The following is a 26,078-nucleotide window of genomic DNA, read 5'->3' as shown; positions in this document are numbered from 1 at the left end:
ACCCGTGGGTGAGGCCACCTGGGCGACACGCCCCAAGTGACCGTTTCACGTGAAACATGCCGGGCAGGCCCGTCCGCGATGCGGACGGGCCTGTCTGTTGCACGCCTCATGTATCTAAGCTGTGTCCATGGCATCCGCACCCCCAGCCGCAGACCGCGTCTACATGCACGTCAAGCAAGCCGTCCTCGACCGCCGTTACGAGGGCGGCACCCTGCTCACCGAGGGCGAGCTGGCGCAGGCCGTCGGGGTGTCGCGGACGCCCGTGCGCGAGGCGCTGCTCAAGCTGGAGATGGAAGGGCTGCTCAAGCTCTATCCGAAGAAGGGCGCGCTGGTGCTCGCCGTGTCCGCGCAGGAGATCGCGGACGTCGTCGAGACACGGCTGCTCGTCGAGGAGTTCGCGGTGCGGCGGGCGGTGCCGGCGCCGTCCGCGCTCATCACCCGCCTGGAGGAGCTGCTGGAGGAGCAGAAGCGCAGGGCGGCGGCCGGGGACCTGGCCGAGGTGGCGGCGACCGACCGCTGCTTCCACGCCGAGATCGTCAAGCACGCCGGCAACCAGATCCTGGCCCGGCTCTACGACCAGCTGCGCGACCGGCAACTGCGGATGGGCGTCGCCGTCATGCAGTCGCAGCCCGACCGGATCGCCAAGAACATCACCGAACACGCCGAGATCCTCCAGCGGATCCGCGAGGGCGACGCCGAGGGCGCCGCGCGCTGCGTGCGCCGGCACCTCAGCTGGGTGAAGGTCCTGGTCCGGGGAGAGGCCCGATGAGCTCGGCAGGACTGCCCGGCGACCCGCCCGGCGGCAGGCGCGCCGCGCTCGTCTGGGGCGTCGGCGTCGCCGTCTACTTCGTCGCCGTCATCTTCCGCACGTCCCTGGGCGTGGCCGGCCTCGACGCCGCCGACCGCTTCCACGTCAACGCCTCGGCCCTGTCCACCTTCTCCATACTCCAGCTGCTGGTCTACGCGGGCATGCAGATACCCGTCGGCCTCATGGTCGACCGGCTCGGCACCAAGAAGGTGCTGGCCATCGGCGTCGTGCTCTTCACCCTCGGCCAGCTCGGCTTCGCGCTCTCCCCCTCGTACGCCATGGCGCTGGCCTCCCGCGCCCTCCTCGGCTGCGGTGACGCGATGACCTTCATCAGCGTGCTGCGGCTCGGCTCCCGCTGGTTCCCGGCCCGCCGCGGGCCGCTGATCGCCCAGGTCGCCGCGCTGTTCGGGATGGCCGGCAACCTCGTCTCGACGATCTTCCTGTCGCGCGCGCTGCACAACCTCGGCTGGACCACCACCTTCGTCGGCAGCGCGGCGGCCGGCGCCCTCGTCCTCGTCCTCCTGCTGCTGTTCCTGAAGGACCATCCGGAGGGGTACGAGCCCGCCCCCGCCACACACGCCGGAGCCGCGTTCGTCCGCCGCCAGATCGCCGAGTCGTGGCGCGAGCCCGGCACCCGGCTCGGCATGTGGGTGCACTTCACCACCCAGTTCCCCGCGATGGTGTTCCTGCTGCTCTGGGGCCTGCCGTTCCTCGTCCAGGACCAGGGCCTCGACCGGGGCACGGCCGGAGAACTGCTCACCCTCGTCGTGCTCTCCAACATGGCCGTCGGCCTCGCCTACGGGCAGATCATCGCCCGGCACCACGCCGCCCGCGCCCCGCTCGCGCTCGGCACCGTCGCCGCCACCGCCCTGCTGTGGGGCGCCACCCTCGTCTACCCCGCCGACCACGCCCCGATGTGGCTGCTGGTCACCCTCTGCGCGGTCCTCGGCGCCTGCGGACCCGCGTCGATGATCGGCTTCGACTTCGCCCGGCCCGCCAACCCGCCCGAGCGGCAGGGCACCGCATCCGGCATCGTCAACATGGGCGGCTTCGTCGCCTCCATGACGACCCTGCTCGCCGTCGGTGTGCTGCTCGACGCGACCGGCGACGACTACCGGATCGCGTTCTCCTCCGTCTTCGTGCTCCAGGCCCTCGGCCTCACGCAGATCCTCCGCCTCAAGTCCGCGAGCGCCCGCCGCGAACGCGAGCGCCTCGTCGCGAGCCGCGTGGAGGCCGTCCACGTACCGGCCTGAGACGCATGGCGGTGCCTGTGGTGCCTGGTGATGCCTGGTGACGCCTAGTTGGGCGTCACCGCGAAGTTCGCCAGGATCGCCGCGGCGAGCGCCTCGTCGCCCTCGGTCTTGATCCGGTCGGCCACGTCGGCCGGCCGGACCCGGCCGCAGGCCAGGCGGACGTACGTCTCCCAGTCCGTCGCCAGCGTGACCGCCGGGCCGAGCGAGGGCGCGCCGTCGATCGAGCCGCGGCCCTCCGCGTTCACCCGGACCGTCCGCAGGAACTCCACCGGACCGGTGATGTCGAAGACCACCGCCGAACCGGCCGGCGCGCCCGCGTCGTCGGCGACGACCTTCGGCAGCGCCTCCAGGAGCACGTCACGGGTGACGTACGCGCCGGGGGAGTCCAGGTTGCCGGGGACGCCGAGCGTGGCGCGCAGGTCCTGCTCGTGCACCCAGCAGTCGAAGGCCCGCATCCGGTAGGCCAGTTCCAGGGTCTGCTCGGCGCCGAGCGGCGCGCGCATCATCGCCTCGGGGCCACGGCTCTCGTTGCGCAGCTGGCGGGCCCGGCGGATCAGCACGTAGTCGAACTCGGCCGTCATCTCCGGCGCGGTGTGGTGCCGCCGCACGTCGACCTGCATCTCCATGTATCGGGCGAAGTCCGAGCGCACGTGGTAGAGATCGCGGGGCAGCGAGTGGATCGGGCGCGGGTCGCCGAGCATCTCGGTCTCCATGCCGATGACATGGGAGACGATGTCGCGGACGGACCAGCCCGGGCACGGCGTGGCGCGGTTCCACTCGCCCTCGACGAGCGGCTGCACCAGCTCGAATATCGCTTCCACGGAGTGGGTCCAGGCGTCGGCGTAGTTCTGGAGGCTGGGATGGAGCGTCACGGGACCCCTCGGCGGTTCTGCGGTGCGGCGCGGTCTTCAAGCGGCGGGCGGGCTGGAAGTGCTTCTGGCGGGCGGGCTGAAAACATGACTGCGTGGGCGGCTCGGACGCTAAGTTACGCTGCCCGAAGGCACCCCGGCAGTGCTTTCGTGTGACGATCGTAGGCCGGTGTTGACGGCTCCCGAGCCAGGACGGTGGTAGTGTGCGCGCCTCGCTGATCCAGATCGCGGTAGACCCGGACGAACCGGTCGAGAGCAGGCGGGCGCGCGTGGCGCGCCTGGTCCGCGAGGAGCACGGCCGCGCCGAGCTCGTCGTCCTGCCCGAGCTGTGGCCCACGGGGGCCTTCGCGTACGAGGAGTTCGCGGCCGGGTCCGAGCCGCTGAAGGGCCCCACGTACGAGGCGATGGCGGCCGCCGCGCGCGACGCCGAGGTGTGGCTGCACGCCGGCTCCGTCGTGGAGGCGGCCTCCGGCGGCGCCTCCGGCGCGGTCCTCTACAACACCTCGCTCGTCTTCTCCCCCGACGGCGAACTCGCCGCCTCCTACCGGAAGATCCACCGCTTCGGCTTCGACAAGGGCGAGGCCGTCATGATGGCGGCCGGCGAGGACCTCGTCACCGTCGACCTGCCGCAGCTCACCGTCGGCGTCGCCACCTGCTACGACCTGCGCTTCCCGGAGCTCTTCCGCGGCCTGGTCGACGCCGGCGCGCAGGCGTTCGTCGTCCCGGCCGGCTGGCCGGCCCGGCGCCTCGCCCACTGGACGCTGCTCGCGAAGGCCCGCGCCGTCGAGAACCAGGCGTACGTGCTGGCCTGCGGCACCGCGGGGACGCACGCCGGGGTCGAACAGGCCGGGCACTCGATCGTCGTCGACCCGTGGGGCGAGGTCCTGGCGGAGGCCGGCCCGGACGAGGAGATCCTGCGGGTCGTGCTCGACCCGGCGAAGGTGACGACGACGCGCGAGCAGTTCCCGGCCCTGAAGGACCGGGTGCTCTGACGTTCCCTCACGCGGCAGCGGGCCGCAGGCGCGGACGCAGGCGCGGACGCGGGCGCGGGGGCGGGGGCGGCGCGCCGCCGGGCGGCGGCACGCGCTCGACCGGGCGCCGGGACAGGCGGTCGACCGGGCGCCGGGACGGGCGCTCCGCGGCCCGAGCCCGTGGGGCCTGACCCTCCGGACCGGCCCTACTCCTCCCGCTCTCGCTCCGCCATCCGGATCACGCACACCGCGACCGCGATGAGCAGCGACGGATCGGCGTCCTCGCGGACCACGTTCACGGCGTAGGTGTCGCGGACGTGGAACCACTGGCGGGAGATGTGGGCCAGGAGTTCGCCCTCGTACTCGACGGCGAACTCCCGGTCCAGGATGCGGCCGCTGACGTCCAGTCCGGTGCCGTCGACGAGCGTGACCCGGAAGTGGTTGCGCAGGAGCGAGAGGCGCTTGCGGCGGATGGTGGCGAGCGGGCGGTCGTCGCGCTCGATCGTCATCGCGTCGCGCAGGCTGAACATCTTCTGCCGCAGCGTGATCAGGACCTGCCCGTCCGGATCCTTCAGTTCGAGCGTGTCGCGCAGCCGCAGCGCCTTGCCGTCGACGAGGAAGGCGTGGCGGCCGCGCTCGTCCTCGATCCAGTAGTCGTCGCCGATGGCGAGGAGCTTGTCCCGTACCAGGTATTTCATGTCGGAAATGCCTTCCCCGTCAGGTGCCGAAGTACCGGGTGAACGGGTCCGGGCTCGCGCCGAGCATGTCGCCGAAGGGCGCGTCGAGCTGATGGATCAGCAGCACGGTGAACGCGATGAAGCCGGCGAGGCCCATCACCATCACCACATGGGTGGTGCTGCGGCTGATCCCGAACAGGAACATGAAGGCCAGCGTCAGCAGACCGCCGATGATCAGCCCGGCCCACAGCACCGGCGACAGGCTCTCCTGCGCGGCCGACTCCCGGCTGCGGCGGGCGTCGTCCACCGAACCGATCTGCGCGAGGATCTCCTGCCCGGCGATCTGCTGGGCGGTGGTGCCGTTGCCCTGGATCTGGCCGGCGGTGCGCAGGTGCCGGAGCAGGCCCCAGCCCTCCTGGCCGAGGGGCTCGCGCGCGGCCATCCGCGGCCACTCGACGTCGACGACATGGGTGGCGTAGGCGCGGGCCGCGTCCCGCAGGGGCTGCTGCTGGGCGGCCGGGAGGGCGTCGGCGAGCAGATACGTCTGGTGCAGGGCGCTGGCCTCGGCGGCGACGGTGTCGGACGCGACGGACCGGGTGTCCCAGACGGAGACGAGGCACAGGCCGAGCACGATCGCGTAGAGGACCGACACCATCATCGCGATGTACTCGGCGACGTCCTCGCGCGGCTCCTCGTCCTCCCCGACCGGGAACAGCCTCGTCTTCAGATACACGGCGAACGCGGAGACCAGGGCGACGACGATGACGACGGCGAGCGTTTCGAACAGGGCCAACGGGGTCTCCCGGAAGATCGCTCGGAGGTGGCTCGGCAGGGGCTCGGCAGGGGCTCGGCGGTGGCTCAGATGCGGCGCGACCCGAGGAGGGCGGCGGCGACGGCGGCGGGGATGAGCAGGAGCAGCAGCATCAGCGTCATGCCGAGGTGCGGGAGCTGCCGGGCCCGCCGGTGCAGCCGCGGCAGGATGCCCTCCTGTCCGGCGGCCACGGGCGTCCGGGCGGTGGGTCGCCGGGGCTGCTGGGGCTGCTGGTTCGCCGGCGCGGTGCCGGGCGGCGGCTGGGCGGCGCTGTTCGCGGGCGCCTGCCCGGCGGGGGCCGCGCCCGGCGGCGCAGCACCGGCGGCCGCCGTGCCCGGGGCCGCGGCTCCGGGCGGTACGCCCCCGGGCAGGGCCAGCGCCTCGGCGGCAGCGGCAGCGGCAGCGGCGGCGGCCGCCTCGCCCGGGGCCGCGGCGGCACCGGCCCCTGCGGCCCCCGCGCCTGCGGCACCGGCACCAGCACCGGCCCCTGCGGCACCCGCCCCTGCGGCTCCGGCGGCGGGGCCAGCGGCGGGGCCAGCGGCCACACCGGGCGCGCCCGGAGCGGCGCCCACCGCGCCCTGCACCGCGCCCGCGCCCGCTGCCGCACCCGGAGCCGCGGCCGTCGCGCCGGGCCGGGCCGGCACCGAGGAACCGGGCCGCGCCGAGGCCGGACCCGAGGGCTGCCCCGGTGGCGGCCCCGCGGTCGTCGTGGAGGGCGCGGGGGACGGCCTGGGCCGGCTGCGGACCGGGGGAGGCGGCGGTGCGGGGAGTCGGAAGGCGGCCGCGGCGCGGGCGGTGAGCAGCGGGGCGGCGACGCGGTCTCCGTGCTCGTCCACGGTGGTCACGCGGTCGCTGCCGGAGGCCAGCCCGGCGCTGCGGTACGTGCCCGGGGGCCGCCGCACCGTCGCCGAGCACCCGGCGACGGCGCCCGGCGCGAGTTCCGCCACACACGCGACGGAGCCCGCGACGGCACCGAGGACCGGGTCGGCGAGCCGGACCGCGTACACCGTCCGGTTGCCCGGGTTGGTGACCGTGTACGTGACGGCGGCCGAGCGCAGCGCCACCGCCCGCCCGGCGCCGAGCGGCGGCCCGACCCGGACCGCCTCCGTCAGCACGAGCGCGCCGGCCACGCCCTCGTACCCGGAACGCGCGGTGGCCGTGACCCGGCTCCCGAGCGAGGGGATCGAGCCGGTGGCGCGGGCGGTCGCGGTGTGGCGCCCGGGCACGGCGCGGAAGCGGGCCGTGCACACCATCGACCGCAGCGCGCCGAGCGTCCGCCGGGGACACCCCACCCGCCCGCCGGGCACGCCCGGATCGCTGACCCCGACCCCGTACAGATCGGCCTCACCGCGGTTGACCAGCCGGTACTTCTTCACCACGAGGCCACCGGTCCGCACGGTGACGGCCGCGGCCCCGCGCAGCGTGTTCACGGTGACGCTCATCCCGAGCGCGTTCTCGCCGGCGCCGCCCGCGAGGGCGGTCTGCGGGCAGGCCGAGACGAGGAGCGACAGCAGTATCAGCGTCAGCGGCACGTGCCGAGCCCGCATGGCGTCTCCCTCTCCCGGCCGAATAGTCGGATGATCGTTCCGCAACGCCATGCTGACCACGCCGCCCCCGCCCCACCCCGCCAAGACACGCCGCCCCCACCCCACCCGGACCCCGCATTCACCCGTCCGGCCATCCGTGCGGCACAGTTGAGCCATGAACGACGTCTCTCCGCGCGCTCGCGCTCGTGTCCGCGCCCCCGAGCTCATCGGCAAGGGCGGCTGGCTCAACACCGGCGGAGACGATCTGACCCTCGCCGACCTGCGGGGCAAGATCGTCGTGCTCGACTTCTGGACCTTCTGCTGCATCAACTGCCTGCACGTCCTCGACGAGCTGCGCGAACTCGAGGAGAAGCACCGCGACACGCTCGTGATCGTCGGTGTGCACTCGCCGAAGTTCGTGCACGAGGCCGAGCACCAGGCCGTCGTCGACGCCGTCGAGCGGTACGAGGTGCAGCACCCGGTGCTCGACGATCCGGAGCTCGCGACCTGGAAGCAGTACGCGGTGCGGGCGTGGCCGACGCTCGTCGTGATCGATCCCGAGGGGTACGTCGTCGCCCAGCACGCGGGCGAGGGGCATGCCAACGCGCTGCGGGCGCTCGTCGAGGAGCTGGAGGCGGAGCACGAGGCGAAGGGGACGCTGCGGCGCGGTGACGGGCCGTACGTGGCGCCGGAGCCCGTCGCGACGGATCTGCGGTTCCCCGGCAAGGCGGTGCTGCTGCCGTCCGGGAACCTGCTCGTCTCCGACACCACCCGGCACCAGCTCGTCGAGCTGGCGGAGGATGGCGAGACGGTCGTCCGGCGGATCGGTGACGGTGGTGGGTTCAAGGAGCCGCAGGGGCTCGCGCTGCTGCCCGACGGCAAGGTCGTGGTGGCCGACACGGTCAACCACGCGCTGAAGGTCTTCGACCCGGAGAGCGGCTCCGTCGAGCGGATCGCCGGCACCGGCCGCCAGTGGTGGCAGGGCTCGCCGACCTCCGGTCCCGCCCTCGACGTCGACCTGTCGTCGCCGTGGGACGTGGCCTGGTGGCAGGACAAGGTGTGGATCGCGATGGCCGGTGTGCACCAGATCTGGACGTACGACCCGCGCACGCGGACCGTCGAGGTCGCCGCCGGCACCACCAACGAGGGCCTGGTCGACGGGCCGGCCGCCGAGGCGTGGTTCGCGCAGCCGTCCGGGCTCGCCGCGACGGCCGACCGGCTGTGGATCGCCGACTCCGAGACCAGCGCCCTGCGGTACATCGACACGGAGGGCCGGGTCCACACCGCCGTCGGCACCGGGCTCTTCGACTTCGGGCACCGCGACGGCGCCGCCGACCAGGCGCTCTTCCAGCACCCGCTCGGCGTGACCGCGCTGCCCGACGGCTCGGTCGCCGTCTCCGACACGTACAACCACGCCCTGCGCCGCTTCGACCCGGCGACGGGCGAGGTCACCACGCTCGCCACGGATCTGCGCGAGCCCAGTGACGCCGTCGTCGTCGGCGAGGACGTCGTGGTCGTCGAGTCGGCCCGGCACCGGCTCACCCGGCTGCGGCTGCCCGAGGAGGCCGTCCAGGTCGAGTCGGTCGCCCACCGCACCCGGCGCGAGGCCACCGAGGTCGCCCCCGGCAGCCTCCGTCTCGACGTGGTCTTCCAGGCCCCGAAGGGCCAGAAGCTCGACGACCGCTACGGCCCCTCGACCCGGCTCCTGGTCTCCTCCACCCCGCCCGAGCTGCTGCTCGCCGGCGAGGGCAAGGGCACGGACCTCTTCCGTGACCTGGAGCTGAACCCGGCCCTCACCGAGGGCGTGCTGCACGTCTCGGCGATGGCCGCGTCCTGCGACGACGACCCGGAGAACGAGTACCCGGCCTGCCACGTCCACCAGCAGGACTGGGGCGTTCCCGTGAAGATCACCGAAGGCGGCGTGGCCCGGCTGCCGCTGATCCTCGCGGGCATGGACGGCTAGGGCCCGTCCGGCGGACCGGGGTCGGACACCTCCTGGGAGCCGGAGGAGCGCGGCCTGGCGCGGTGTTCGCGCCAGGCCGCGAGTGCCTCGGCCCGGCCGGACGCCGGGTGGGCGGCGTGCCAATCCCGCAGGAAGCGGTTGAGTTCGAACTGGGCGCCGATCTCCTGCGGGCGGGCCGCCTCGTCGCGTGTCCCGCGCCAGTGGCGGGCGGCGTCGGCGAGGGTGCGGCCGGCGTTCTCGGCGACGTACGCGCGCATGTGCGCGTCGAAGTGGAAGGCCGGGCCGAGTTCGGCCGTGAACCAGGCGCGCAGCACCTGGCTGCAGCGCTGGCCCTCGGGGATCACGGTGTCCCCGTCGACCGGCGCGGCGAGCTGCCGGCCGGCGGCCCCGGCCGGCCTTCGCCGGGCCGGGGCGGGCGGCAGCGGGCGGCCGTCGAGCGCGGCCGCGAGCCGCTGGGTGACGGCCTGTTTGCCGCCGCCGGCGGACAGGCCCAGGGTGCGGGCCAGCGCGGTGAGTTCGGCGAGCGTCCAGTACCAGCGCAGGAGTTCCGCTCCCGTCAGCTCCGTCGTGAGCGGGGGCCGTTCCCCGTCGGAAGCCGGTACGGACACGGGTGTCAGCCCTCCAGGAACGCGACCAGCGCGTTCGCCAGGTGGTACGGGTCCTCCGCGCCGCACAGCTCGCGCGCGCTGTGCATCGACAGACAGGCGACGCCGATGTCGACGGTCGAGATGCCGTGGCGGGCGGCGGTGATGGGGCCGATCGTCGTGCCGCACGGCATGTCGTTGTTGGAGACGAACGACTGCCACGGCACGCCCGCCTTCTCGCACGCGGCCGCGAACACCGCGCGCCCGCTGCCGTCGGTGGCGTAGCGCTGGTTGACGTTGACCTTGAGGATGGGGCCGCCGTTGGGGCGCGGGTGGTGCGTCGGGTCGTGGCGCTCACCGTAGTTGGGGTGCACGGCGTGGCCGACGTCGGAGGAGAGGCAGACGGAGCCGGCGAAGGCGCGCGCCTTGTCCTCGAAGCTGCCGCCGCGCGCGTACACCGAGCGCTCCAGGACGTTGCCGAGCAGCGGGCCCTGGGCGCCGGTGTCGGCCTCGGAGCCGTTCTCCTCGTGGTCGAACGCGGCGAAGACCGGGATGTACGGCAGGTCGTCGCCGTGCGCGGCGACGGCGGCGAGCGCGGCGGCGCAGGCGTGCACGGAGATGAGGTTGTCCATGCGCGGCCCGGCGAGCAGCTCGCGGTCCCGGCCCAGGTAGGCGGGGGCCTCCAGCGCGTGCACCATCAGGTCCCAGCCGGCGACGTCCTCCGCGTCGACGCCCGCCTCCTTGGCCACGAAGTCGACCAGGTCGCCCTCGTGGACGTCGCCCAGGCCCCAGATGGGCTGCATGTGGCGCTGGCGCTCCAGCTTCATGCCCTCGTTGACCTGGCGGTCGAGGTGGATGGCGAGCTGCGGGACGCGCAGCAGCGGCCGGTCCACGTTCACGAGCCGGTGGGAGCTGTCACGGAGGGTCAGCCGGCCGGCGAGGCCGAGGTCCCGGTCCAGCCAGCTGTTGAGCAGCGGTCCGCCGTAGATCTCGACGGCCACCTGCCGCCAGCCCTCGCGCCCGAAGTCGGGCTGCGGCTTGACGCGCAGGTTGGGCGAGTCGGTGTGCGCGCCGACGATCCGGAACGGCGTGTGCGGGCCGGCGCCCTCGGGCACGTACCAGGCGATGATCGCGCCGCCGCGGACCACGTACTTCCCGCCGGTGGTCCCGTCCCAGGCGTGGGTCTCCTCGACCTTGCGGAAGCCCGCCTCCTCCAGCCGCCCGGCCGTGTTGGCCACCACGTGGTACGGCGACGGCGAGGCCGCGAGGAAGGACATGAGGTCATCGGTGTGGCCGCGGTCGAAGCGGGCGGGTGCGCTACTCATGGCGTTCACCTTACGGGGGTCCCGGAATGCGGACTCGGCCCAGACCAACGGGCCCGGGGGCCGCCCCCGGCGGACGCGGGGGCGAGTGAGCGGAGGGGCCGCGCCGCGCGAAACGCCCCGGAGGCGAGGCGGACAGAGCCCCGGAAAGGACGGAACGGCCCGCTCCCCTCCCCGGGAGCGAGCCGTTCCGCTGTGTGGACTCAGGCGTGTTCCTGTGCGTTAGAACGCGGCCTCGTCCAGGTCCATGATCGCGTTGTCGACGCCCTCGGCGATGGCGCGCTCGGTGGAGACGTTCGGCAGGATGTTCGCGGCGAAGAACTTCGCGGCGGCGATCTTGCCCTGGTAGAACGCGACGTCCTTGGCGTTGGCGCCGGCGGCGAGCTTGTCGGCGGCGACGGCGGCGGCGCGCAGCAGCAGGTAGCCGACGACGACGTCACCGGCGGCGAGCAGCAGGCGGGTGGAGTTGAGGCCGACCTTGTAGATGTTCTTGACGTCCTCGCCGGTGGCGGTGAGGTCGGTGATCATCGTGCCGACGATGGCCTCGAGGTCGACGGCGGCCTTCGCGAGCGAGTCGCGGGCGCCGGCGAGCTCCTCGCCACCGGTGCCGACGGCGAGGAACTTCTTGATCTCCTCGGCGAGGGCGTTCAGGGACGCGCCCTGGTCGCGGACGATCTTCCGGAAGAAGAAGTCCTGGCCCTGGATCGCGGTGGTGCCCTCGTACAGGGTGTCGATCTTGGCGTCGCGGATGTACTGCTCGATCGGGTACTCCTGCAGGAAGCCGGAGCCGCCGAAGGTCTGCAGCGACTGGGCGAGCTGCTCGTAGCCCTTCTCGGAGCCGTAGCCCTTGACGATCGGGAGCAGGAGGTCGTTGAGGCCGTGGAGCGCCTTGGCGTCCTCGCCGGCCGCTTCCTTGATGGCGATCTCGTCCTGCACGGAGGCCGTGTAGAGGACGAGGGTGCGCATGCCCTCGGCGTACGCCTTCTGCGTCATGAGCGAGCGGCGGACGTCGGGGTGGTGGGTGATGGTGACCTTGGGCGCGTTCTTGTCCATGAAGTTGGCCAGGTCGGTGCCCTGGACGCGCTCCTTGGCGTACTCCAGGGCGTTGAGGTAGCCCGTGGAGAGGGTGGAGATCGCCTTCGTGCCGACCATCATGCGGGCGAACTCGATGATGAGGAACATCTGGCGGATGCCGTCGTGCTTGTCGCCGATGAGCCAGCCCTTGGCGGGGTGCTTGTCGCCGAAGGTCATCTCGCACGTGTTGGAGGCCTTGAGGCCCATCTTGTGCTCGACGTTGGTGGCGTAGACGCCGTTGCGGGCGCCGAGCTCGCCGGTCTCCCAGTCGAACTCGTACTTCGGGACGAGGAAGAGGGAGAGGCCCTTGGTGCCGGGGCCGGCACCCTCGGGGCGGGCGAGGACGTAGTGGAGGATGTTCTCCTCCATGTCGTGCTCACCGGAGGTGATGAAGCGCTTGACGCCCTCGATGTGCCAGGTGCCGTCCTCCTGCTGGACGGCCTTGGTGCGGCCGGCGCCGACGTCGGAGCCCGCGTCGGGCTCGGTGAGCACCATGGTGGAGCCCCAGCGGCGGTCGACGGCGATCTTCGCGACCTTCTTCTGCGCCTCGTTGCCCTCGTTGAAGAGGATGCCGGCGAAGGCGGGGCCGGAGGAGTACATCCAGATGGCCGGGTTGGAGCCGAGCAGCAGCTCCGCGTAGGCCCAGATCAGGGAGCGCGGGGAGACGGTGCCGCCGATCTCCTCGGGGATGCCCAGACGCCAGTACTCGGACTCCATGAAGGCGTTGTACGAGCTCTTGAAGGTCGCCGGGACCGGGGCGGTGTTGGTCTCCGGGTCGAAGACCGGCGGGTTGCGGTCGGCGTCGGCGAAGGACTCCGCGAGCTCGTTCTCGGCGAGGCGGCGGATCTCGTCGAGGATGCTCTTGGCGGTCTCGACGTCCATCTCCTCGAACGGACCGGTGCCGTACACCTTGTCGCGGCCGAGGACCTCGAAGAGGTTGAACTCGATGTCGCGGAGATTCGACTTGTAGTGCCCCATGGCGACGGCTCCGTAAAGGCTCGGGGAGGGAATGTCCTCGTACGTACTGCTCACGAGTCACTACTCATGAGTAGCTCACGCTCTCTACGATGATGCTACCCACCGGTAATAAGGGCAACCCCTTTCCGGACATCTGTGATGCGGACCGCACCCCGCCCGGCGCCCCTCGATACTCTTTGACCATGTACGGCTACGACCAGACCCCGGGTGCTCAGCAGTACGCGCCGCCTCAGCAGCAGTACGCCCCGCAGGACGGGATGCAGGGCGGCATGCCGGGCATGCAGGGCGGGTACGCCCAGCAGCCCCCGCTCTACCCGGAGCCGTCGCCGCCGTCGCTCGCGGACGCGGTGCGGGCCTTCACGACCGGGCAGATGGCGGCCGAGGACTTCCAGCAGATCTTCGCGACCTCCAAGGTCTACTGCCCGCGCGGCGACAACCCGGGCTTCCTGGCGCTGCACAACACCCAGCAGCCGGTGATCCCGATGTTCACGTCGCTCAAGGAGCTGCGGCGGTACGCGGGCAAGGAGTCGAAGTACTTCGTGATCACGGGCGCGGAGGTGATCGACCTGCTGCCGACCGGCTACGGCTTCGTGCTCGACATGGAGGGCGACCACCGGATGGTCTTCGACGCGAAGGCCGTGGAGCAGATGGTCGACTTCGCGATGCGCCGGATGTACGGCTGACGCAGGCTGGACGGTAGGTGGGAACGCCCGGGAGGAATTCCTCCCGGGCGTTCCGCGTTCCGGGTAGCAAGAAGTTCAGGATTCAACTAACCTGGACGTACAACGTTCCGTCACGCGATCAGGACGCGCGAACGATGACGGACGACGAGGAGGTCCCGCCATGCCCGCCGTGACTGTCGAGAACCCGCTGACCCTGCCCCGCGTCGCCGCGCCCGCCGACGCCGCCGCCCGCCCGGTGCTCGCCGTGACCACGGCCCCCCAGGGCTTCGAGGGCGAGGGTTTCCCGGTGCGCCGCGCCTTCGCGGGCGTCAACTACCAGTACCTCGACCCGTTCATCATGATGGACCAGATGGGCGAGGTGGAGTACGCCCCGGGCGAGCCCAAGGGCACCCCCTGGCACCCGCACCGCGGCTTCGAGACCGTCACCTACATCATCGACGGCATCTTCGACCACCAGGACTCCAACGGCGGCGGCGGCACCATCACCAACGGCGACACCCAGTGGATGACCGCCGGCTCCGGCCTCCTGCACATCGAGGCCCCGCCGGAGAGCCTGGTCGTCAGCGGCGGCCTCTTCCACGGCCTCCAGCTGTGGGTGAACCTGCCGGCGAGCGACAAGATGATGGCCCCGCGCTACCAGGACATCCGCGGCGGCCAGGTCCAGCTGCTCACCTCCCCGGACGGCGGCGCGCTGCTCCGCGTCATCGCGGGCGAGCTCGACGGCCACGAGGGCCCCGGCATCACCCACACCCCGATCACGATGATCCACGCCACCCTCCGCCCCGGCGCCGAGATCAACCTGCCGTGGCGCGAGGACTTCAACGGCCTCGCCTACGTGCTGGCCGGCCGCGGCACCGTCGGCGCCGAGCGGCGGCCCGTCCACCTCGGCCAGACCGCCGTCTTCGGCCAGGGCGGGGTGCTCACCGTGCGCGCCGACGAGAAGCAGGACGGCAACACCCCCGACCTGGAGGTCGTGCTCCTCGGCGGGCAGCCGATCCGCGAGCCGATGGCGCACTACGGCCCCTTCGTCATGAACACCCAGGCCGAACTGCGCCAGGCGTTCGAGGACTTCCAGGCGGGCCGGCTCGGCACGATCCCGGCCGTGCACGGCATGGGCGAGTAATCCGGGCACCGGGCGTCACGGGCTGACGGCCGTACGAGGCAGGGGTACGGGGACGAGGGCGCGGCCCCCGTCCCCGTACCCCTGCCGTACCTGCCGTCCGTCCGGTACCTGCCGTCGGTGCCGTACGCGCCCTCCCGACGCCTGACGTCACGTCACGTCGCGTCACCCGTACGGTCCGGCAGCGCGCGACGACACGCCGACCGCCGTGGTCCGGTGGACCCATGCCCGCCGAACCGCGCCCGCTGCTGCCCGAGGGCGCCCGCCGCACCGCCGCCTGGTGCGCGGTCGCGCTGCTCGTCGCCGCGGTGGCGGCCGTCTTCGTCTGGCTGTGCATCTACTTCAAGGCCGTCGTCACGCCCGTCCTGCTCGCCCTCCTCGGCACCGCGCTGCTCGGTCCGCTCTACCGGCGGCTGCTGCGCATGAAGGTGCGCAAGGACCTGGCCGCCGGGCTGACCGTGCTCGCCGTGCTCGTGGTCGTCGGAGGCGCCACGTACATCGTCGTCGCCGCGCTCATCAAGACCGGCGGACAGATCGTCGACTCGCTCCAGGAGGTCGCCAGGGGCGTCGCCGACCACTTCGGTCCGGCCGGCACCTCGATCGCCGATCTCGCCAGGAACGCCAAGGAGCTGCTGGAGAAGTTCGGCGGTACGGCCGCCTCCGGGGTGATCTCCGGGCTCAGCGTCGTCGGCCAGGCGCTCGCCACCGCCGTCATCGCCCTGCTCCTCATCTTCTTCTTCCTGCGCGACTCCGACCGGGCCGCGGCCGGCCTGCGCGCGCTCGCGCCCCGCGCCACCGGCGACATCGTGGAGGCCATGGGACGGCGGGCCTTCGAGGCCGTCGAAGGCTTCATGCGGGGCACCACGTTCGTGGCGCTCATCGACGCCGTCCTCATCGGCACCGGGCTGCTCGTGCTGCGCGTGCCGGGCGCGGTCGGCCTCGCCGCGCTCGTCTTCGTCACCGCCTACATTCCGTACCTCGGCGCCTTCCTCTCCGGCGCCGTCGCCGTCCTCGTCGCGCTCGCCGACCGGGGCTGGGTCATCGCCCTGTGGGTGCTCGGCGTCGTCCTGGCGGTCCAGGTCGTCGAGGGCAACGTGCTCCAGCCGATCGTCCAGTCCCGGACCGTGCAGATGCATCCGGCGGTGGTCATGCTGGCCATCACCGCCGGGGCGTCCTTCGCCGGCATCCTGGGCATGCTGCTCGCCGTACCGCTGACCGCCGCGTTCTTCGGGATCATCGGCGAGCTGCGCACCCGCTACGGGGCCCCCGGGCCGGCGCCCGGGCCGGAGCCCGGGGAGTGATCAGGCCGGGGCCATGCCGCCCCGCTCGAAGGACCGCAGCATCGCTTCCAGGGCCGCCTGGTCCGGGCCGGTGAACGGGTCCGCGTCCGGGGCCATCGTGAGCGTCTCGACCATGTGGGAGGTCATCCGCACGGCCGGCGGCAGATGGGTGCTCAGCACGATCTCGGGGTTCATCTCGCGCAGCTGGTCCACCCACAGCCCGTACTTCAGCCGGTCCACGATCTGCACCCACGGGCTGTCGACCGTCGCCCACAGCAGCTGCGCGGCCCGCAGCTCCTCCGGCTTGAGGTCGTTGGCGTGGCCGCTCTCGGCGAGCTCGGCGGTCGGCATCGGGCCGCCGAAGCAGTCGGAGCTGAAGCAGATGCGGGTCTTCTCGTCGTAGAAGCCGGTGGTGGCCGGGTTGTCGAAGAGCGGCGGGCGGAACGAGTCCAGGACGCGGTCGCCGACGTCCAGGCTCTGGCCCGGGTTGAGGAAGTACACCCGGTCCATCGGCAGGGCGCGTTCGGTGGTCATGATCCCGGCGCCGACGAACGTGGTCACGACCTTGGCGTCCGGTGCGGCGTCGAGCAGGTCGAAGATCCCGCCGGTGTGGTCGCGGTCGGGGTGGGTGAGCCAGATCCAGCGCACGTCGGCCGGATCGATGACCGAGCCGAGCGTCGCGACGAAGTCACGGTCGGAGACCGACAGACCCGTGTCGACGACGACCGGTTGGCGGGAGGTGAGGACATAGGCGTTGACGGGGATGTGGCCGATCCCCGGCACGTCCAGGCTGTCGCCGATGACGGTGGTGTCGCTGCCGACCTTGTGCGTGTCCATGGCGAGCTCCGTGGTCCCCCCGGCGGCCGTACGACACCAGTCTCCGCCGCCCCGGGGACGCGCGCCCGTCAGGCGCCCCGCCGCCGGTGCGCGCTACGCGGCGGAGCCGGTCTCCGACGCCCGTACGCACTACGCGGCGGGGCCGCTCCCCGCCGGCCGTTCGTGCAGCTCGTGCAGTTCGTGCCGTTCGTGCAGCTCGAACCAGATCGCCTTGCCCTCGCCGCGCGGGTCGACGCCCCACGTGTCCGCGAGCATCTCCATCAGCAGCAGTCCGCGGCCGCTGGACGCCATCTCGCCCGGGTGCCGCTTGTGCGGCAGCTCGTCGCTCGCGTCGGAGACCTCGACGCGCAGCCGGCGGGCGTCGCCGAGGCAGACGACCTCGGCGACCAGCAGCGCGTCGCCGTCCGTGTGGACGAGGACGTTGGTGACCATCTCGGAGACCATCAGGACCGCCGAGTCGACCTGGTCGGCGTCCGACCAGTCGTGGAGCAGCTGGCGCACGTGCTCGCGGGCGGTGGCGATGCGTTCCTGCTCGGCCTGGGCGATGGTCATCATCGTGCGGCGCGGGGCCTCCCGTACCGCCGTGCCCGGCTGGCGGGAGAGCAGCAGGACGGCGATGTCGTCCTCGCGGCGGTCGGCGAGCGGGCCGGTGGTGTGGTGCGAGCCGGGCCCGTGGACGGCCTCGACGAGCCGGTCGGCGAGGGCCGCCAGGTCGTCGCCCTCGTCGGCCTCGAGCAGCTTGCGGACCCGTTCCCAGCCGCTGTCGAGGTCGTGGCCGCCGGTCTCCAGGAGGCCGTCGGTGCAGATCATCAGGGTCTCGCCGGGGCTCAGGGTGAGCCGGGTGGTGGGGTAGTCGGTGTCGGGGTCGATGCCGAGGGGCAGACCGCCGGCGGTGGGCCGGAGCAGGACCGTTCCGTCGGTCATCCGCACCGCGGGGTCCGGGTGGCCGGCCCTGGCGATGTCGACCTGTCCGGTCTCCAGGTCGACCTCCAGGTAGAGGCAGGTCGCGAAGCGCGGCCCGGCGCCGGGCCGGTCGTCGTCGTCGCTCACCTCCACCGCGTCGTTGATGCCGTAAAGGAAGCGGGAGGCGCGGGAGAGCACGGCGTCGGGGCGGTGGCCCTCGGAGGCGTAGGCGCGCAGCGCGATCCGCAGCTGGCCCATGAGCCCGGCGGCCCGAACGTCGTGGCCCTGCACGTCGCCGATGACCAGGGCGATCCGGCCGGCGCCGGGCCCGCCGGGCAGCCGGATCATGTCGTACCAGTCGCCGCCGACCTGGAGCCCGCCGCCGGTGGGCACGTACCGCGCGGCCACCTGGACGCCGGGGATGCCGGGCCCCAGGACCGGCATCATCGTGCGCTGGAGGCCCAGCGACAGCTCGCGCTCGGACTCGGCGACCCCGGCGCGGGCGAGGGCCTGCGCGAGCATCCGGGCGACGGTGGTCAGGACGGAGCGCTCGTCGGGGGTGAAGGCCACCGGGTGCTTGAAGGCGGCCATCCAGGCGCCCATCGTGCGGCCGGCGACGACGAGCGGGACGAAGGCCCAGGAGCGGCGGTTGAAGCGCTGGGCGAGCGGCCAGGTCATCGGGAAGCGGCGGCCGTACTCCTCCGGCGTCGGCAGGTAGATCGCCCGCCCCGTCCGGACGACCTCGGCGGCCGGGTAGTCGGTGTCGAGCGTCATCGACGTGAACGGCCCCTCGTCGCCGTCGCCGTGCCCGTGGTGGCCGATCACGGTGAGCCGGTCGCCCGACATGCCGAAGACGGCGAGCCCGTCGGGCGAGAAGCCGGGCATGGAGAGGGACGCCGCCACGCGCAGCACCTCGGCCGTGGACCGCGCCTCGGCGAGCGCCCGGCCCGCGTCGAGCAGGAACGCCTCGCGGGAGCGGCGCCAGTCGCCGGTGATGGGGGTGTGCGGGCCCGCGGTGCCGGGCTGCGGCTCGGCGACCTCCTGGAGCGTGCCGACCAGCTGGTAGTCGGACCCTTCGATCAGCGGCTTGGACCTGCTGCGCACGGTGCGGATCACCCGCCCGTGCTCGTCCATGATCCGCAGCCGGGCCTCGGCCAGGGTGCCCTCGGCGACGGCGAGGGCGACGACCCCGTCGATCTCGTTCCAGTCGACCGGGTGGAAGCGCGACCGCACCGCCGCCTCGCTGAGCCGTACCGGCATGGCGGGCAGCCCGACGAGCCGGGCCGCCTCGGCGTCGAGCGTGACGGTCCGCGAGGCGTTGTCCCAGCGCCACAGGCCGGTCGCGATGGCGGCCAGGACGTCCTCGGTGCGCATTGCCCCACTTTAAGAAGAGCGGACAGGTCGTCGCCACAGATCGCCACCCAGAGTATTCGAATCGCGATCTTGGGTGTCCCGGTACCCTGGGACGGCTGGACGTGTGTATGTCCGGCGGCCACCACGGATCCCGAAGAACTGGATGAACGACGATGCATCGGTACAGGTCCCACACCTGCGGCGAGCTCCGCGCCTCTGACGTCGGCACCGACGTCCGGCTGAGCGGCTGGCTGCACAATCGGCGCGACCTGGGCGGCATCCTCTTCATCGATCTCCGCGACCACTACGGCATCACCCAGCTGGTCGCCCGCCCCGGTACCGCCGCGGCCGAGGTCCTCGACAAGCTGACCAAGGAGACCGTCGTCCGCGTCGACGGCAAGGTCGTCTCCCGCGGCGCCGAGAACGTCAACCCGGAGCTGGCCACCGGCGAGATCGAGATCGAGGCCGCCGAGGTCGAGGTGCTCGGCGCGGCCCAGCAGATCCCGTTCACCATCAACACCGACGACGGCGTGAACGAGGAGCGGCGGCTCGAGTACCGCTTCCTCGACCTGCGCCGCGAGCGCATGCACCGCAACATCATGCTGCGCTCCGCCGTCATCGCCTCCATCCGCTCCAAGATGGTGGCGCTCGGCTTCAACGAGATGGCGACCCCGATCCTCACCGCGACCTCCCCCGAGGGCGCCCGTGACTTCGTCGTCCCGTCCCGTCTGAACCCGGGCAAGTTCTACGCGCTGCCGCAGGCCCCGCAGCAGTTCAAGCAGCTGCTGATGATCTCGGGCTTCGACCGCTACTTCCAGATCGCGCCCTGCTTCCGCGACGAGGACGCCCGCGCCGACCGCTCGCCGGGCGAGTTCTACCAGCTCGACGTCGAGATGAGCTTCGTCGAGCAGGAGGACGTCTTCCAGCCGATCGAGAAGCTGATGACCGAGCTCTTCGAGGAGTTCGGCGGCGGCCGCCACGTCACCTCCCCGTTCCCGCGCATCCCGTTCCGCGAGTCGATGCTGAAGTACGGCAACGACAAGCCCGACCTGCGCACCTCCCTGGAGCTCGTCGACATCTCCGACGTCTTCGAGAACTCGGAGTTCAAGGCGTTCGCCGGCAAGCACGTCCGCGCGCTCGCCGTCCCGGACACCGGTGACCAGCCGCGCAAGTTCTTCGACGGCCTCGGCGACTTCGCCGTCTCCCTCGGCGCCAAGGGCCTGGCCTGGGTGCGCGTCGGCGAGGAGGGTGCCCTCACCGGCCCCATCGCCAAGTTCCTCACCGAGGAGAACGTCAAGGTCCTCACCGAGCGCCTGGGCCTGGCCGCCGGGCACGCCGTGTTCTTCGGCGCCGGCGAGTTCGACGAGGTCTCCAAGATCATGGGCCCGGTCCGGGTCGAGGCCGCCAAGCGCGCCGGCCAGTTCGAGGAGAACGTCTTCCGCTTCGCCTGGATCGTCGACTTCCCGATGTACGAGAAGGACGAGGAGACCGGCAAGATCGACTTCTCGCACAACCCCTTCTCGATGCCGCAGGGCGGCCTGGAGGCCCTGGAGACGCAGGACCCGCTGGACATCCTCGGCTGGCAGTACGACATCGTCTGCAACGGCATCGAGCTGTCCTCCGGCGCCATCCGGAACCACGAGCCCGCCATCATGTTCAAGGCGTTCGAGATCGCGGGCTACCCGCGCGAGGTCGTCGAGACCGAGTTCGCCGGCATGCTCCGCGCCTTCCAGTTCGGCGCCCCGCCGCACGGTGGCATCGCCCCGGGCGTCGACCGCATCGTCATGCTCCTCGCCGACGAGCCGAACATCCGCGAGACCATCGCCTTCCCGCTCAACGGCAACGCCCAGGACCTGATGATGGGCGCCCCGACCGAGCTGGACGAGGCCCGCCTGCGCGAGCTGAACATCCAGCTCCGCAAGCCGGTCGAGCCGAAGGTCGTCGACGGCGGCCGCCCGGTGACCGAGTCGGTCCACCCGGACGCCGCGCGCGGCTGACGCCATAGGTGACCCGAGGGGCCCCGGAACCGTACACGTACGGTTCCGGGGCCCCTCGGCGTTCGGTTGGGCGGTGCCGGCGCCAGTGGACCGGGTGACGGGCGCAGGCAACCGGCTCAGGGCCGGCCGCACTGGGCCGCTCGGTGTCCGGCCGCGCCGGGCCGCTCAGAGCCAGCCGCGCTGGGCCGCCTTCAGGCCCGCCTCGAAGCGGCTCGTGGCGTCGAGACGCTCCATCAGGGCGGCCATCTGGCGGCGCACGGTCCGTACGGAGACCCCCAGGCGCTTGCCCGCGGCCTCATCGGTCATGCCCGAGGCCAGCAGCTTGAGCAGACCGCGCTCCGCCGACGACAGTCCCTCCTCCTCGGCGCTGCTGCGGTGGTCGGCGCCCAGCGGCACCGCCGTCTCCCAGGTCTGTTCGAAGAGCGAGACGAGCGACGCCACGATGCCGGGCGCGCTCGTGCACAGGGCGCCCCGGCGGGTGTTGGCCGGGTCGATCGGGACGACCGCCACCCGGCGGTCGAACACCAGCAGCCGCGGCGGCGTCTCGGGGCAGGTGCGGACCTGGCCGCCGAGGTCGCTGACCCAGCGGGCGTACGCGTAGGTGGCGGGGTCGTTCCGGGCGCTGTCCTGGTAGATCGTCAGCAGCTGCACGCCCCGCCCGAGCGCGCTCTCGTCCAGCGGCCGGGCGGCGTCCAGGCTCGCCTGGGACTGGGCCCCGCCCGGCTCGATGGCCAGGCATTCCTGCTCCAGCCCCCGGGTGAGCGACTCCAGGCGCCGCTGGATGGCGTCCAGCCCGATCAGCTGCTCACCACCGCCCGTGTCGGTGTCCTGGCGCTCCTCGGCGAACGCGGCCAGCGTGCGGGCCATCGCCTCCTTGCCCCGGGCGAGTTCCTGCTGCCGCCGGATCAGCTCGGCCTCGTGGCGGCGCAGGATGATCTCGAAACCCATCTCCGGGCTGACCGCCCGCAGCAGTCCCGGCCGGTCGCGCGAGGGCTGCAACAGCCCCAGGTCGACCAGCCGGTCCAGGCACTCGCCGACCTCGACCTCCGAGAGCGCCAGCCGGGCGCTCAGTTCTCCCACCCCTTCGGAGGACTGTCTCAGCAGACTCCGATAGACGGCCTCCTCGGCCAGGCTCAGGCCCAGGGCCTCCAGGCCCGCGGTCTTCTGCATTTCCCCACCCCCCAGTGGCGCACACGTTCATGGCATGTGCACGGAACGGACATGTGCCGTCATCCTAGGTGCCCGTCCCGGGCGGGTCCCAGGGGCAATCCTCGATGTGGACGGGGCGCGACCGGGAATCTGTCACCTTGGTGCCAGGCACCTTCGTGACGCCCTGAAGGTCTTCTTCCCGGCGGTCCGGTGGCACAGGATGGTCCGTGTCGAGAGGGAAACGCTCCGAAAGGAATGAACCCCCGCGGCACACACAACAGTTGTCGTCCGAGTCCCCGAGCGCCCGAGCCCCGGCTTCGTGCCCCACCGAGAGGAACCCCCGTGATCCCGTCCGTCCGCCGCCCGATCGTCCTGGCCGCCCTCGCCCTCGCGCTCACCGGCCTGGCCTCCGAGCCCGTCATCGGCTGGGACTCCCACCCCGCCGACACGGCGGTCGTCGCGGCCGGCCCGGACGGGGTCATCGGCTGGGACGCGCCGCCGGCGGACGTCATCGGCCGGGACGCGAAGTCCGCCGGCGTCATCGGCTGGGACTGACCCTCCGACGGCGGCCCCTCACGCCGAGACGCCATGTTCATCGTCCGCGCCCTGCTCAAGGGCGTTCCCGAAGCCGCGACGCCGGTCGCCCAGGGCACCCACCTGATCCACGACCTGCTGTGGGCGCACGCCGCCCCGGCCGACGGACTCGAACACATCACGGTACGACCCGCCCCCTGCGGGATGGTCGCCGTCTTCTTCCTCACGGCAGCCTCCGACGAGGCCGCGCTCCAGCGCGTACGAGGTCTGGTCGTCCGCACCCGCGACCCGATCGCCGCGCAGGGCTACACCGCCGAAATCCCCGCGTAGACAGGCCTCTTCACGAGGCCGTCGCCTTCGCCGGGTCCTGAGACCTCCCCCGGGCCGGCGGCCTCTTCGCCGCGCCCATCTCCTCCCCGAGCGCGTTTCTTCTGCCGCGCTCGTGGCGCTTGCTCTTGGCGCTTGTTCTTCCGCTCCTCCTTTCGCTCCTCCCTTCGTTTGTTCTTCCGTTTGTTCTTCCGTTTGTTCTTCCGCTTGTTCCCGCGCTCTTCCGCGCGTCCTCCGCTTCCGCAGGCCCGCCGGGCCTCGCTGCGGCCTGCCCTTCTTCTTCCTTCCCACTCACAGGAGTTACCAGCATGAACACGTCCGCTCGTGTCGCCGCCGTCGCCGCCCTCGCCGCCGTGGTCCTCGGTGTGACCACCCCGAGCCAGGCCGCGCCGGCCCCGGCGCCCGCCGCGGCCGCCACGGTCACGGCGACCTCGACCGTCGGCGGCTCGATCACCCGTACGGAGATGATCGAGCGCGCCCAGTACTGGGTCGACAAGGCCGTCCCGTACAGCCAGAGCGCCTACTACGGCGACCCGCAGGGCCGTACGTACCGCACGGACTGCTCCGGCCTGGTGTCCATGGCCTGGCACCTGCCGACCAGCGCCACCACGTGGACCCTGCCCAACTACTCCACGAAGCTGGCCGACCTGGACGACCTCCAGCCGGGCGACGCGCTCAACAACATCAACACGCACGTGGTGCTCTTCGCCGGCTGGACCGACGCCAGCCACACCACCGCCAACATCATCGAGCACGCCCGGACGGGCACCGATGCCCGCCGCAGCACGTACAGCCGCAGCTACATCACCGCCAACGGCTTCAAGCCGTACCGCTACAACAAGGTCGTCGACAGCCCGGTGACCGTGCCGGACAAGGGCATGACCAACATCACCGCGGTCGGCGACCTCACCGGTGACGGCGTGAACGACATCATCGCCGTCGAGTCCGCGACCGGTGACCTCTACCGCTACTCCGGCCCGAACTTCACGGGCGGCACGTCGCGGGTGAAGATCGGCTACGGCTGGGACGCCATCAGCGACATCGTCGGCGTCGGTGACCTGACGGGCGACGGGGTGGCCGACATCATCGCCGTGGACGCGAGCAACGGGAACCTGTACCGCTACTCGGGCCCGAACTACAACGGCGGCACCAAGGTGCAGATCGGTACCAACTGGGACTCGATGACGAACATCTCGGCGGTCGGCGACCTGACGGGCGACGGCCAGCCGGACCTCGTCGCGGTCGAGAAGGCCACCGGTGACCTGTACCGCTACTCGGGCCCGTCCTTCAACGGCGGTTCGCGCGTGAAGATCGGCAACGGCTGGAACATCTACTCGACGATCGTGGGCGTCGGGGACATCACCGGCGACGGCGTGGCCGACATCATCGCCGTCGAGACCGCGACCGGGAACCTGTACCGCTACTCGGGCCCGAACTACAACGGCGCCACCAAGGTGCAGATCGGCACCAACTGGGACTCCATGATCAACATCACGGGCGTCGGCGACCTCACCGGCGACGGTGTCCCGGACCTGCTCGCGGTCAACACCGCGACGCAGAAGCTGTACCGCTACTCGGGTCCGTCCTTCAACGGCGGCAGCGCGGTGGAGATCGGCACCAACTGGTAGTCCCGGCAGGTCCGTTGGACCACGGGTCACGATCGCGGCGAGGGCCGCAGCACCCCCCTCGGCCCTCGCCGCCCCCCTCTCCCGCGCGTTTCGCCCACGCGCCTTCTTCCCACGCGTTCCTCCCGCCCCACTCGCCCAGCTCGCCCCACTCGCCCAGCTCGCCCCGCTCTCCCCGCCCCGCCCTGCTCTCTCCTCCCCGCCCCGCCCACTCACCGAGGAACCGGTATGCCTTCCCGCGCCCGCAGGATGTTCTCCCGGGCGGCCCTCGTCGCCGCCCCGCTCGCCGCACTCACCCTCTGCCCCCTGACCGCGACGACCGCCACCGCCGCGTCCGTCTCCACCTGGGACAAGGTCGCCCAGTGCGAGTCCAGCGGCAACTGGAGCTACTACAACGCCAGTCGGCCGTACTACGGCGGCCTGCAGTTCCTGAAGTCCACCTGGGACGCGTTCGGCGGCAAGCAGTACGCCGAGTACCCGCACCAGGCCACCAAGGAGCAGCAGATACGCATCGGCGAGAAGGTCCTCGCCACGCAGGGCGAGGGCGCCTGGCCGACCTGCGGTCCCGCGGCCGGCCTCGGCAGCGACCACGCGGAGCCTTACCCGGACGAGCCGTCCGCCCCCCAGTCGAAGATGGCCCACCTCACCCCGGTCGGCGACCTCACCGGTGACGGCGTGCCCGACATGATCGCCGTCGAGGCGGCGAGCGGCGACCTGTACCGCTACTCCGGCCCGAACTTCACGGGCGGCACGTCGCGGGTGAAGCTCGGCTACGGCTGGAACGGGATGAGCGACATCGTCGGCGTGGGTGACCTGACGGGCGACGGGGTGGCGGACATCGTCGCCGTCGACGCGAGCAACGGGAACCTGTACCGCTACTCGGGCCCGAACTACAACGGCGGCACCAAGGTGCAGATCGGCACCAACTGGGACTCGATGACGAAGATCGCCGCCGTGGGCGATCTGACGGGCGACGGCAAGCCGGACCTCATCGCGGTCGAGAAGGCGACGGGCGACCTGTACCGCTACTCCGGTCCCTCGTACGGCGGTTCCTCGCGCGTGAAGATCGGCACCGGATGGAACGCGATGAGCGACATCGTCGGCGTGGGTGACCTGACGGGTGACGGCGTGGCCGACCTCATCGCCGTGGACGCGGCCAACGGGAACCTGTACCGCTACTCGGGCCCGAACTACAACGGCGGCACCAAGGTGCAGATCGGCACCAACTGGGACGCCATGACCCATCTGGCCGGCGTCGGCGACGTCACCGGCGACAAGGTCCCCGACCTGCTCGCCACCGAGATCGCCACCGGCAACCTCTACCGCTACTCCGGCCCGTCCTTCGCGGGCGGCGCGTCACGGGTCCAGGTCGGCACCAACTGGTAGCCCCCGGAACTGGCAGCCCCCGGACCCCTCCCCGTTCCTCCCCACCCC

General features: G+C 72.1%; 22 protein-coding genes. 12 read left to right on the top strand and 10 right to left on the bottom strand.

What is annotated here, in order from left to right:
- Positions 1-127 precede the first annotated feature (127 nt).
- Both ACFYU9_RS22335 and ACFYU9_RS22330 read left to right on the top strand, forming a co-directional pair.
- The gene (locus tag ACFYU9_RS22335; protein ID WP_389210912.1) at positions 128-769 is read left to right on the top strand and encodes a GntR family transcriptional regulator; all 642 of its coding nucleotides are present in this window, start codon (positions 128-130) and stop codon (positions 767-769) included.
- The gene (locus ACFYU9_RS22330; protein WP_389210914.1) at positions 766-2,061 is read left to right on the top strand and encodes a nitrate/nitrite transporter; all 1,296 of its coding nucleotides are present in this window, start codon (positions 766-768) and stop codon (positions 2,059-2,061) included. The genes ACFYU9_RS22335 and ACFYU9_RS22330 overlap by 4 nt, the downstream gene beginning before the upstream one ends.
- Positions 2,062-2,105: 44 nt before the next feature.
- Here the strand turns inward: ACFYU9_RS22330 and ACFYU9_RS22325 are convergent, their stop codons facing one another.
- Positions 2,106-2,933 carry a maleylpyruvate isomerase family mycothiol-dependent enzyme gene (locus ACFYU9_RS22325; protein ID WP_389210916.1) on the bottom strand — a complete coding sequence of 276 codons (828 nt, stop codon included), beginning with the start codon at positions 2,931-2,933 and terminating at the stop codon, positions 2,106-2,108.
- A gap of 200 nt (positions 2,934-3,133) precedes the next feature.
- Here ACFYU9_RS22325 and ACFYU9_RS22320 point away from each other — a divergent pair, with 200 nt between their 5' ends.
- On the top strand, positions 3,134-3,922 hold the full coding sequence (locus ACFYU9_RS22320; protein ID WP_389210918.1) for a carbon-nitrogen family hydrolase: 789 nt from the start codon (positions 3,134-3,136) through the stop codon (positions 3,920-3,922).
- A 185-nt stretch (positions 3,923-4,107) separates the two neighbouring features.
- Here the strand turns inward: ACFYU9_RS22320 and ACFYU9_RS22315 are convergent, their stop codons facing one another.
- The 3 genes from ACFYU9_RS22315 to ACFYU9_RS22305 all read right to left on the bottom strand — a co-directional run bounded on the left by ACFYU9_RS22315 (position 4,108) and on the right by ACFYU9_RS22305 (position 6,936).
- The gene (locus tag ACFYU9_RS22315; protein ID WP_389210920.1) at positions 4,108-4,599 is read right to left on the bottom strand and encodes an LURP-one-related/scramblase family protein; all 492 of its coding nucleotides are present in this window, start codon (positions 4,597-4,599) and stop codon (positions 4,108-4,110) included.
- Between the two features lie 19 nt (positions 4,600-4,618).
- Positions 4,619-5,371: a hypothetical protein gene (locus tag ACFYU9_RS22310; protein WP_389210922.1), complete on the bottom strand. Its 753-nt coding sequence runs from the start codon at positions 5,369-5,371 to the stop codon at positions 4,619-4,621.
- Positions 5,372-5,436: 65 nt separating this feature from the next.
- Positions 5,437-6,936: a hypothetical protein gene (locus tag ACFYU9_RS22305; protein ID WP_389345786.1), complete on the bottom strand. Its 1,500-nt coding sequence runs from the start codon at positions 6,934-6,936 to the stop codon at positions 5,437-5,439.
- Positions 6,937-7,090: 154 nt separating this feature from the next.
- Here ACFYU9_RS22305 and ACFYU9_RS22300 point away from each other — a divergent pair, with 154 nt between their 5' ends.
- On the top strand, positions 7,091-8,878 hold the full coding sequence (locus ACFYU9_RS22300; protein ID WP_389345785.1) for a thioredoxin-like domain-containing protein: 1,788 nt from the start codon (positions 7,091-7,093) through the stop codon (positions 8,876-8,878).
- Here ACFYU9_RS22300 and ACFYU9_RS22295 read toward each other — a convergent pair.
- From ACFYU9_RS22295 to ACFYU9_RS22285, 3 genes are all read right to left on the bottom strand, one after another.
- Positions 8,875-9,486 carry a DUF6434 domain-containing protein gene (locus tag ACFYU9_RS22295; RefSeq protein WP_389345784.1) on the bottom strand — a complete coding sequence of 204 codons (612 nt, stop codon included), beginning with the start codon at positions 9,484-9,486 and terminating at the stop codon, positions 8,875-8,877. The genes ACFYU9_RS22300 and ACFYU9_RS22295 overlap by 4 nt on opposite strands.
- A gap of 5 nt (positions 9,487-9,491) precedes the next feature.
- Complete coding sequence (locus tag ACFYU9_RS22290; protein ID WP_389210930.1) at positions 9,492-10,787, bottom strand: M18 family aminopeptidase; 1,296 nt, start codon at positions 10,785-10,787, stop codon at positions 9,492-9,494.
- Positions 10,788-11,006: 219 nt separating this feature from the next.
- Positions 11,007-12,836 (bottom strand): acyl-CoA dehydrogenase, encoded by a 1,830-nt coding sequence (locus ACFYU9_RS22285; RefSeq protein WP_389211488.1) that lies wholly within the window; start codon positions 12,834-12,836, stop codon positions 11,007-11,009.
- A 182-nt stretch (positions 12,837-13,018) separates the two neighbouring features.
- Here ACFYU9_RS22285 and ACFYU9_RS22280 point away from each other — a divergent pair, with 182 nt between their 5' ends.
- From ACFYU9_RS22280 to ACFYU9_RS22270, 3 genes are all read left to right on the top strand, one after another.
- On the top strand, positions 13,019-13,519 hold the full coding sequence (locus tag ACFYU9_RS22280) for an SseB family protein (protein ID WP_389210932.1): 501 nt from the start codon (positions 13,019-13,021) through the stop codon (positions 13,517-13,519).
- 160 nt (positions 13,520-13,679) lie between these two features.
- Positions 13,680-14,642, top strand: a complete 963-nt coding sequence (locus tag ACFYU9_RS22275) for a pirin family protein (protein ID WP_389345783.1) — start codon at positions 13,680-13,682, stop codon at positions 14,640-14,642.
- A gap of 221 nt (positions 14,643-14,863) precedes the next feature.
- A complete protein-coding gene (locus ACFYU9_RS22270; RefSeq protein ID WP_389210936.1) occupies positions 14,864-15,940 on the top strand; it encodes an AI-2E family transporter in 1,077 nt (358 codons plus the stop codon).
- On the opposite strand, the gene ACFYU9_RS22265 is transcribed toward ACFYU9_RS22270, so the two are convergent.
- Together ACFYU9_RS22265 and ACFYU9_RS22260 are read right to left on the bottom strand one after the other, a co-directional pair.
- Positions 15,941-16,756, bottom strand: a complete 816-nt coding sequence (locus ACFYU9_RS22265) for an MBL fold metallo-hydrolase (protein WP_389210938.1) — start codon at positions 16,754-16,756, stop codon at positions 15,941-15,943. It abuts the gene before it with no gap.
- A gap of 129 nt (positions 16,757-16,885) precedes the next feature.
- Positions 16,886-19,033, bottom strand: coding sequence for a SpoIIE family protein phosphatase (locus ACFYU9_RS22260; protein WP_389345782.1), 2,148 nt, complete (start codon positions 19,031-19,033; stop codon positions 16,886-16,888).
- Positions 19,034-19,185: 152 nt separating this feature from the next.
- Between ACFYU9_RS22260 and aspS the strand changes: the two genes are divergently transcribed.
- A complete protein-coding gene (gene aspS, locus ACFYU9_RS22255) occupies positions 19,186-21,009 on the top strand; it encodes an aspartate--tRNA ligase (protein WP_389210942.1) in 1,824 nt (607 codons plus the stop codon).
- Between the two features lie 165 nt (positions 21,010-21,174).
- Here aspS and ACFYU9_RS22250 read toward each other — a convergent pair whose 3' ends face one another.
- Positions 21,175-22,179, bottom strand: a complete 1,005-nt coding sequence (locus ACFYU9_RS22250; protein WP_389345781.1) for a helix-turn-helix domain-containing protein — start codon at positions 22,177-22,179, stop codon at positions 21,175-21,177.
- Between the two features lie 321 nt (positions 22,180-22,500).
- Between ACFYU9_RS22250 and ACFYU9_RS22245 the strand changes: the two genes are divergently transcribed.
- The 4 genes from ACFYU9_RS22245 (at position 22,501) to ACFYU9_RS22230 (ending at position 26,030) form a co-directional block, all read left to right on the top strand.
- Entirely contained in the window at positions 22,501-22,713 is a 213-nt protein-coding gene (locus ACFYU9_RS22245) for a hypothetical protein (protein WP_389345780.1), read from the top strand.
- A gap of 33 nt (positions 22,714-22,746) precedes the next feature.
- Complete coding sequence (locus ACFYU9_RS22240; protein ID WP_389210947.1) at positions 22,747-23,022, top strand: hypothetical protein; 276 nt, start codon at positions 22,747-22,749, stop codon at positions 23,020-23,022.
- A 305-nt stretch (positions 23,023-23,327) separates the two neighbouring features.
- Positions 23,328-24,647, top strand: a complete 1,320-nt coding sequence (locus ACFYU9_RS22235) for an FG-GAP repeat domain-containing protein (protein ID WP_389345779.1) — start codon at positions 23,328-23,330, stop codon at positions 24,645-24,647.
- A gap of 225 nt (positions 24,648-24,872) precedes the next feature.
- Positions 24,873-26,030, top strand: a complete 1,158-nt coding sequence (locus ACFYU9_RS22230) for an FG-GAP-like repeat-containing protein (protein WP_389345778.1) — start codon at positions 24,873-24,875, stop codon at positions 26,028-26,030.
- The last annotated feature ends 48 nt before the right edge of the window (positions 26,031-26,078 follow it).

It is taken from the genome of Streptomyces sp. NPDC004327, assembly GCF_042873935.1.
Classification (GTDB): domain Bacteria; phylum Actinomycetota; class Actinomycetes; order Streptomycetales; family Streptomycetaceae; genus Streptomyces.
The sequence above is the reverse complement of the archived record's forward strand: the minus strand, read 5'-3'. Positions and strand labels throughout refer to the sequence as shown.

Bases quoted from the DNA above. Each gene is read 5' to 3' on its own strand.
- ACFYU9_RS22250 (WP_389345781.1), bottom strand. From the start codon at position 22,179: ATGCAGAAGACCGCGGGCCTGGAGGCCCTGGGCCTGAGCCTGGCCGAG.
- ACFYU9_RS22315 (WP_389210920.1), bottom strand. From the start codon at position 4,599: ATGAAATACCTGGTACGGGACAAGCTCCTCGCCATCGGCGACGACTAC.
- ACFYU9_RS22235 (WP_389345779.1), top strand. From the start codon at position 23,328: ATGAACACGTCCGCTCGTGTCGCCGCCGTCGCCGCCCTCGCCGCCGTG.
- ACFYU9_RS22330 (WP_389210914.1), top strand. From the start codon at position 766: ATGAGCTCGGCAGGACTGCCCGGCGACCCGCCCGGCGGCAGGCGCGCC.
- ACFYU9_RS22280 (WP_389210932.1), top strand. From the start codon at position 13,019: ATGTACGGCTACGACCAGACCCCGGGTGCTCAGCAGTACGCGCCGCCT.
- ACFYU9_RS22275 (WP_389345783.1), top strand. From the start codon at position 13,680: ATGCCCGCCGTGACTGTCGAGAACCCGCTGACCCTGCCCCGCGTCGCC.
- ACFYU9_RS22305 (WP_389345786.1), bottom strand. From the start codon at position 6,936: ATGCGGGCTCGGCACGTGCCGCTGACGCTGATACTGCTGTCGCTCCTC.
- aspS (WP_389210942.1), top strand. From the start codon at position 19,186: ATGCATCGGTACAGGTCCCACACCTGCGGCGAGCTCCGCGCCTCTGAC.
- ACFYU9_RS22300 (WP_389345785.1), top strand. From the start codon at position 7,091: ATGAACGACGTCTCTCCGCGCGCTCGCGCTCGTGTCCGCGCCCCCGAG.
- ACFYU9_RS22285 (WP_389211488.1), bottom strand. From the start codon at position 12,836: ATGGGGCACTACAAGTCGAATCTCCGCGACATCGAGTTCAACCTCTTC.
- ACFYU9_RS22265 (WP_389210938.1), bottom strand. From the start codon at position 16,756: ATGGACACGCACAAGGTCGGCAGCGACACCACCGTCATCGGCGACAGC.
- ACFYU9_RS22230 (WP_389345778.1), top strand. From the start codon at position 24,873: ATGCCTTCCCGCGCCCGCAGGATGTTCTCCCGGGCGGCCCTCGTCGCC.
- ACFYU9_RS22335 (WP_389210912.1), top strand. From the start codon at position 128: ATGGCATCCGCACCCCCAGCCGCAGACCGCGTCTACATGCACGTCAAG.
- ACFYU9_RS22270 (WP_389210936.1), top strand. From the start codon at position 14,864: ATGCCCGCCGAACCGCGCCCGCTGCTGCCCGAGGGCGCCCGCCGCACC.
- ACFYU9_RS22290 (WP_389210930.1), bottom strand. From the start codon at position 10,787: ATGAGTAGCGCACCCGCCCGCTTCGACCGCGGCCACACCGATGACCTC.
- ACFYU9_RS22240 (WP_389210947.1), top strand. From the start codon at position 22,747: ATGTTCATCGTCCGCGCCCTGCTCAAGGGCGTTCCCGAAGCCGCGACG.
- ACFYU9_RS22260 (WP_389345782.1), bottom strand. From the start codon at position 19,033: ATGCGCACCGAGGACGTCCTGGCCGCCATCGCGACCGGCCTGTGGCGC.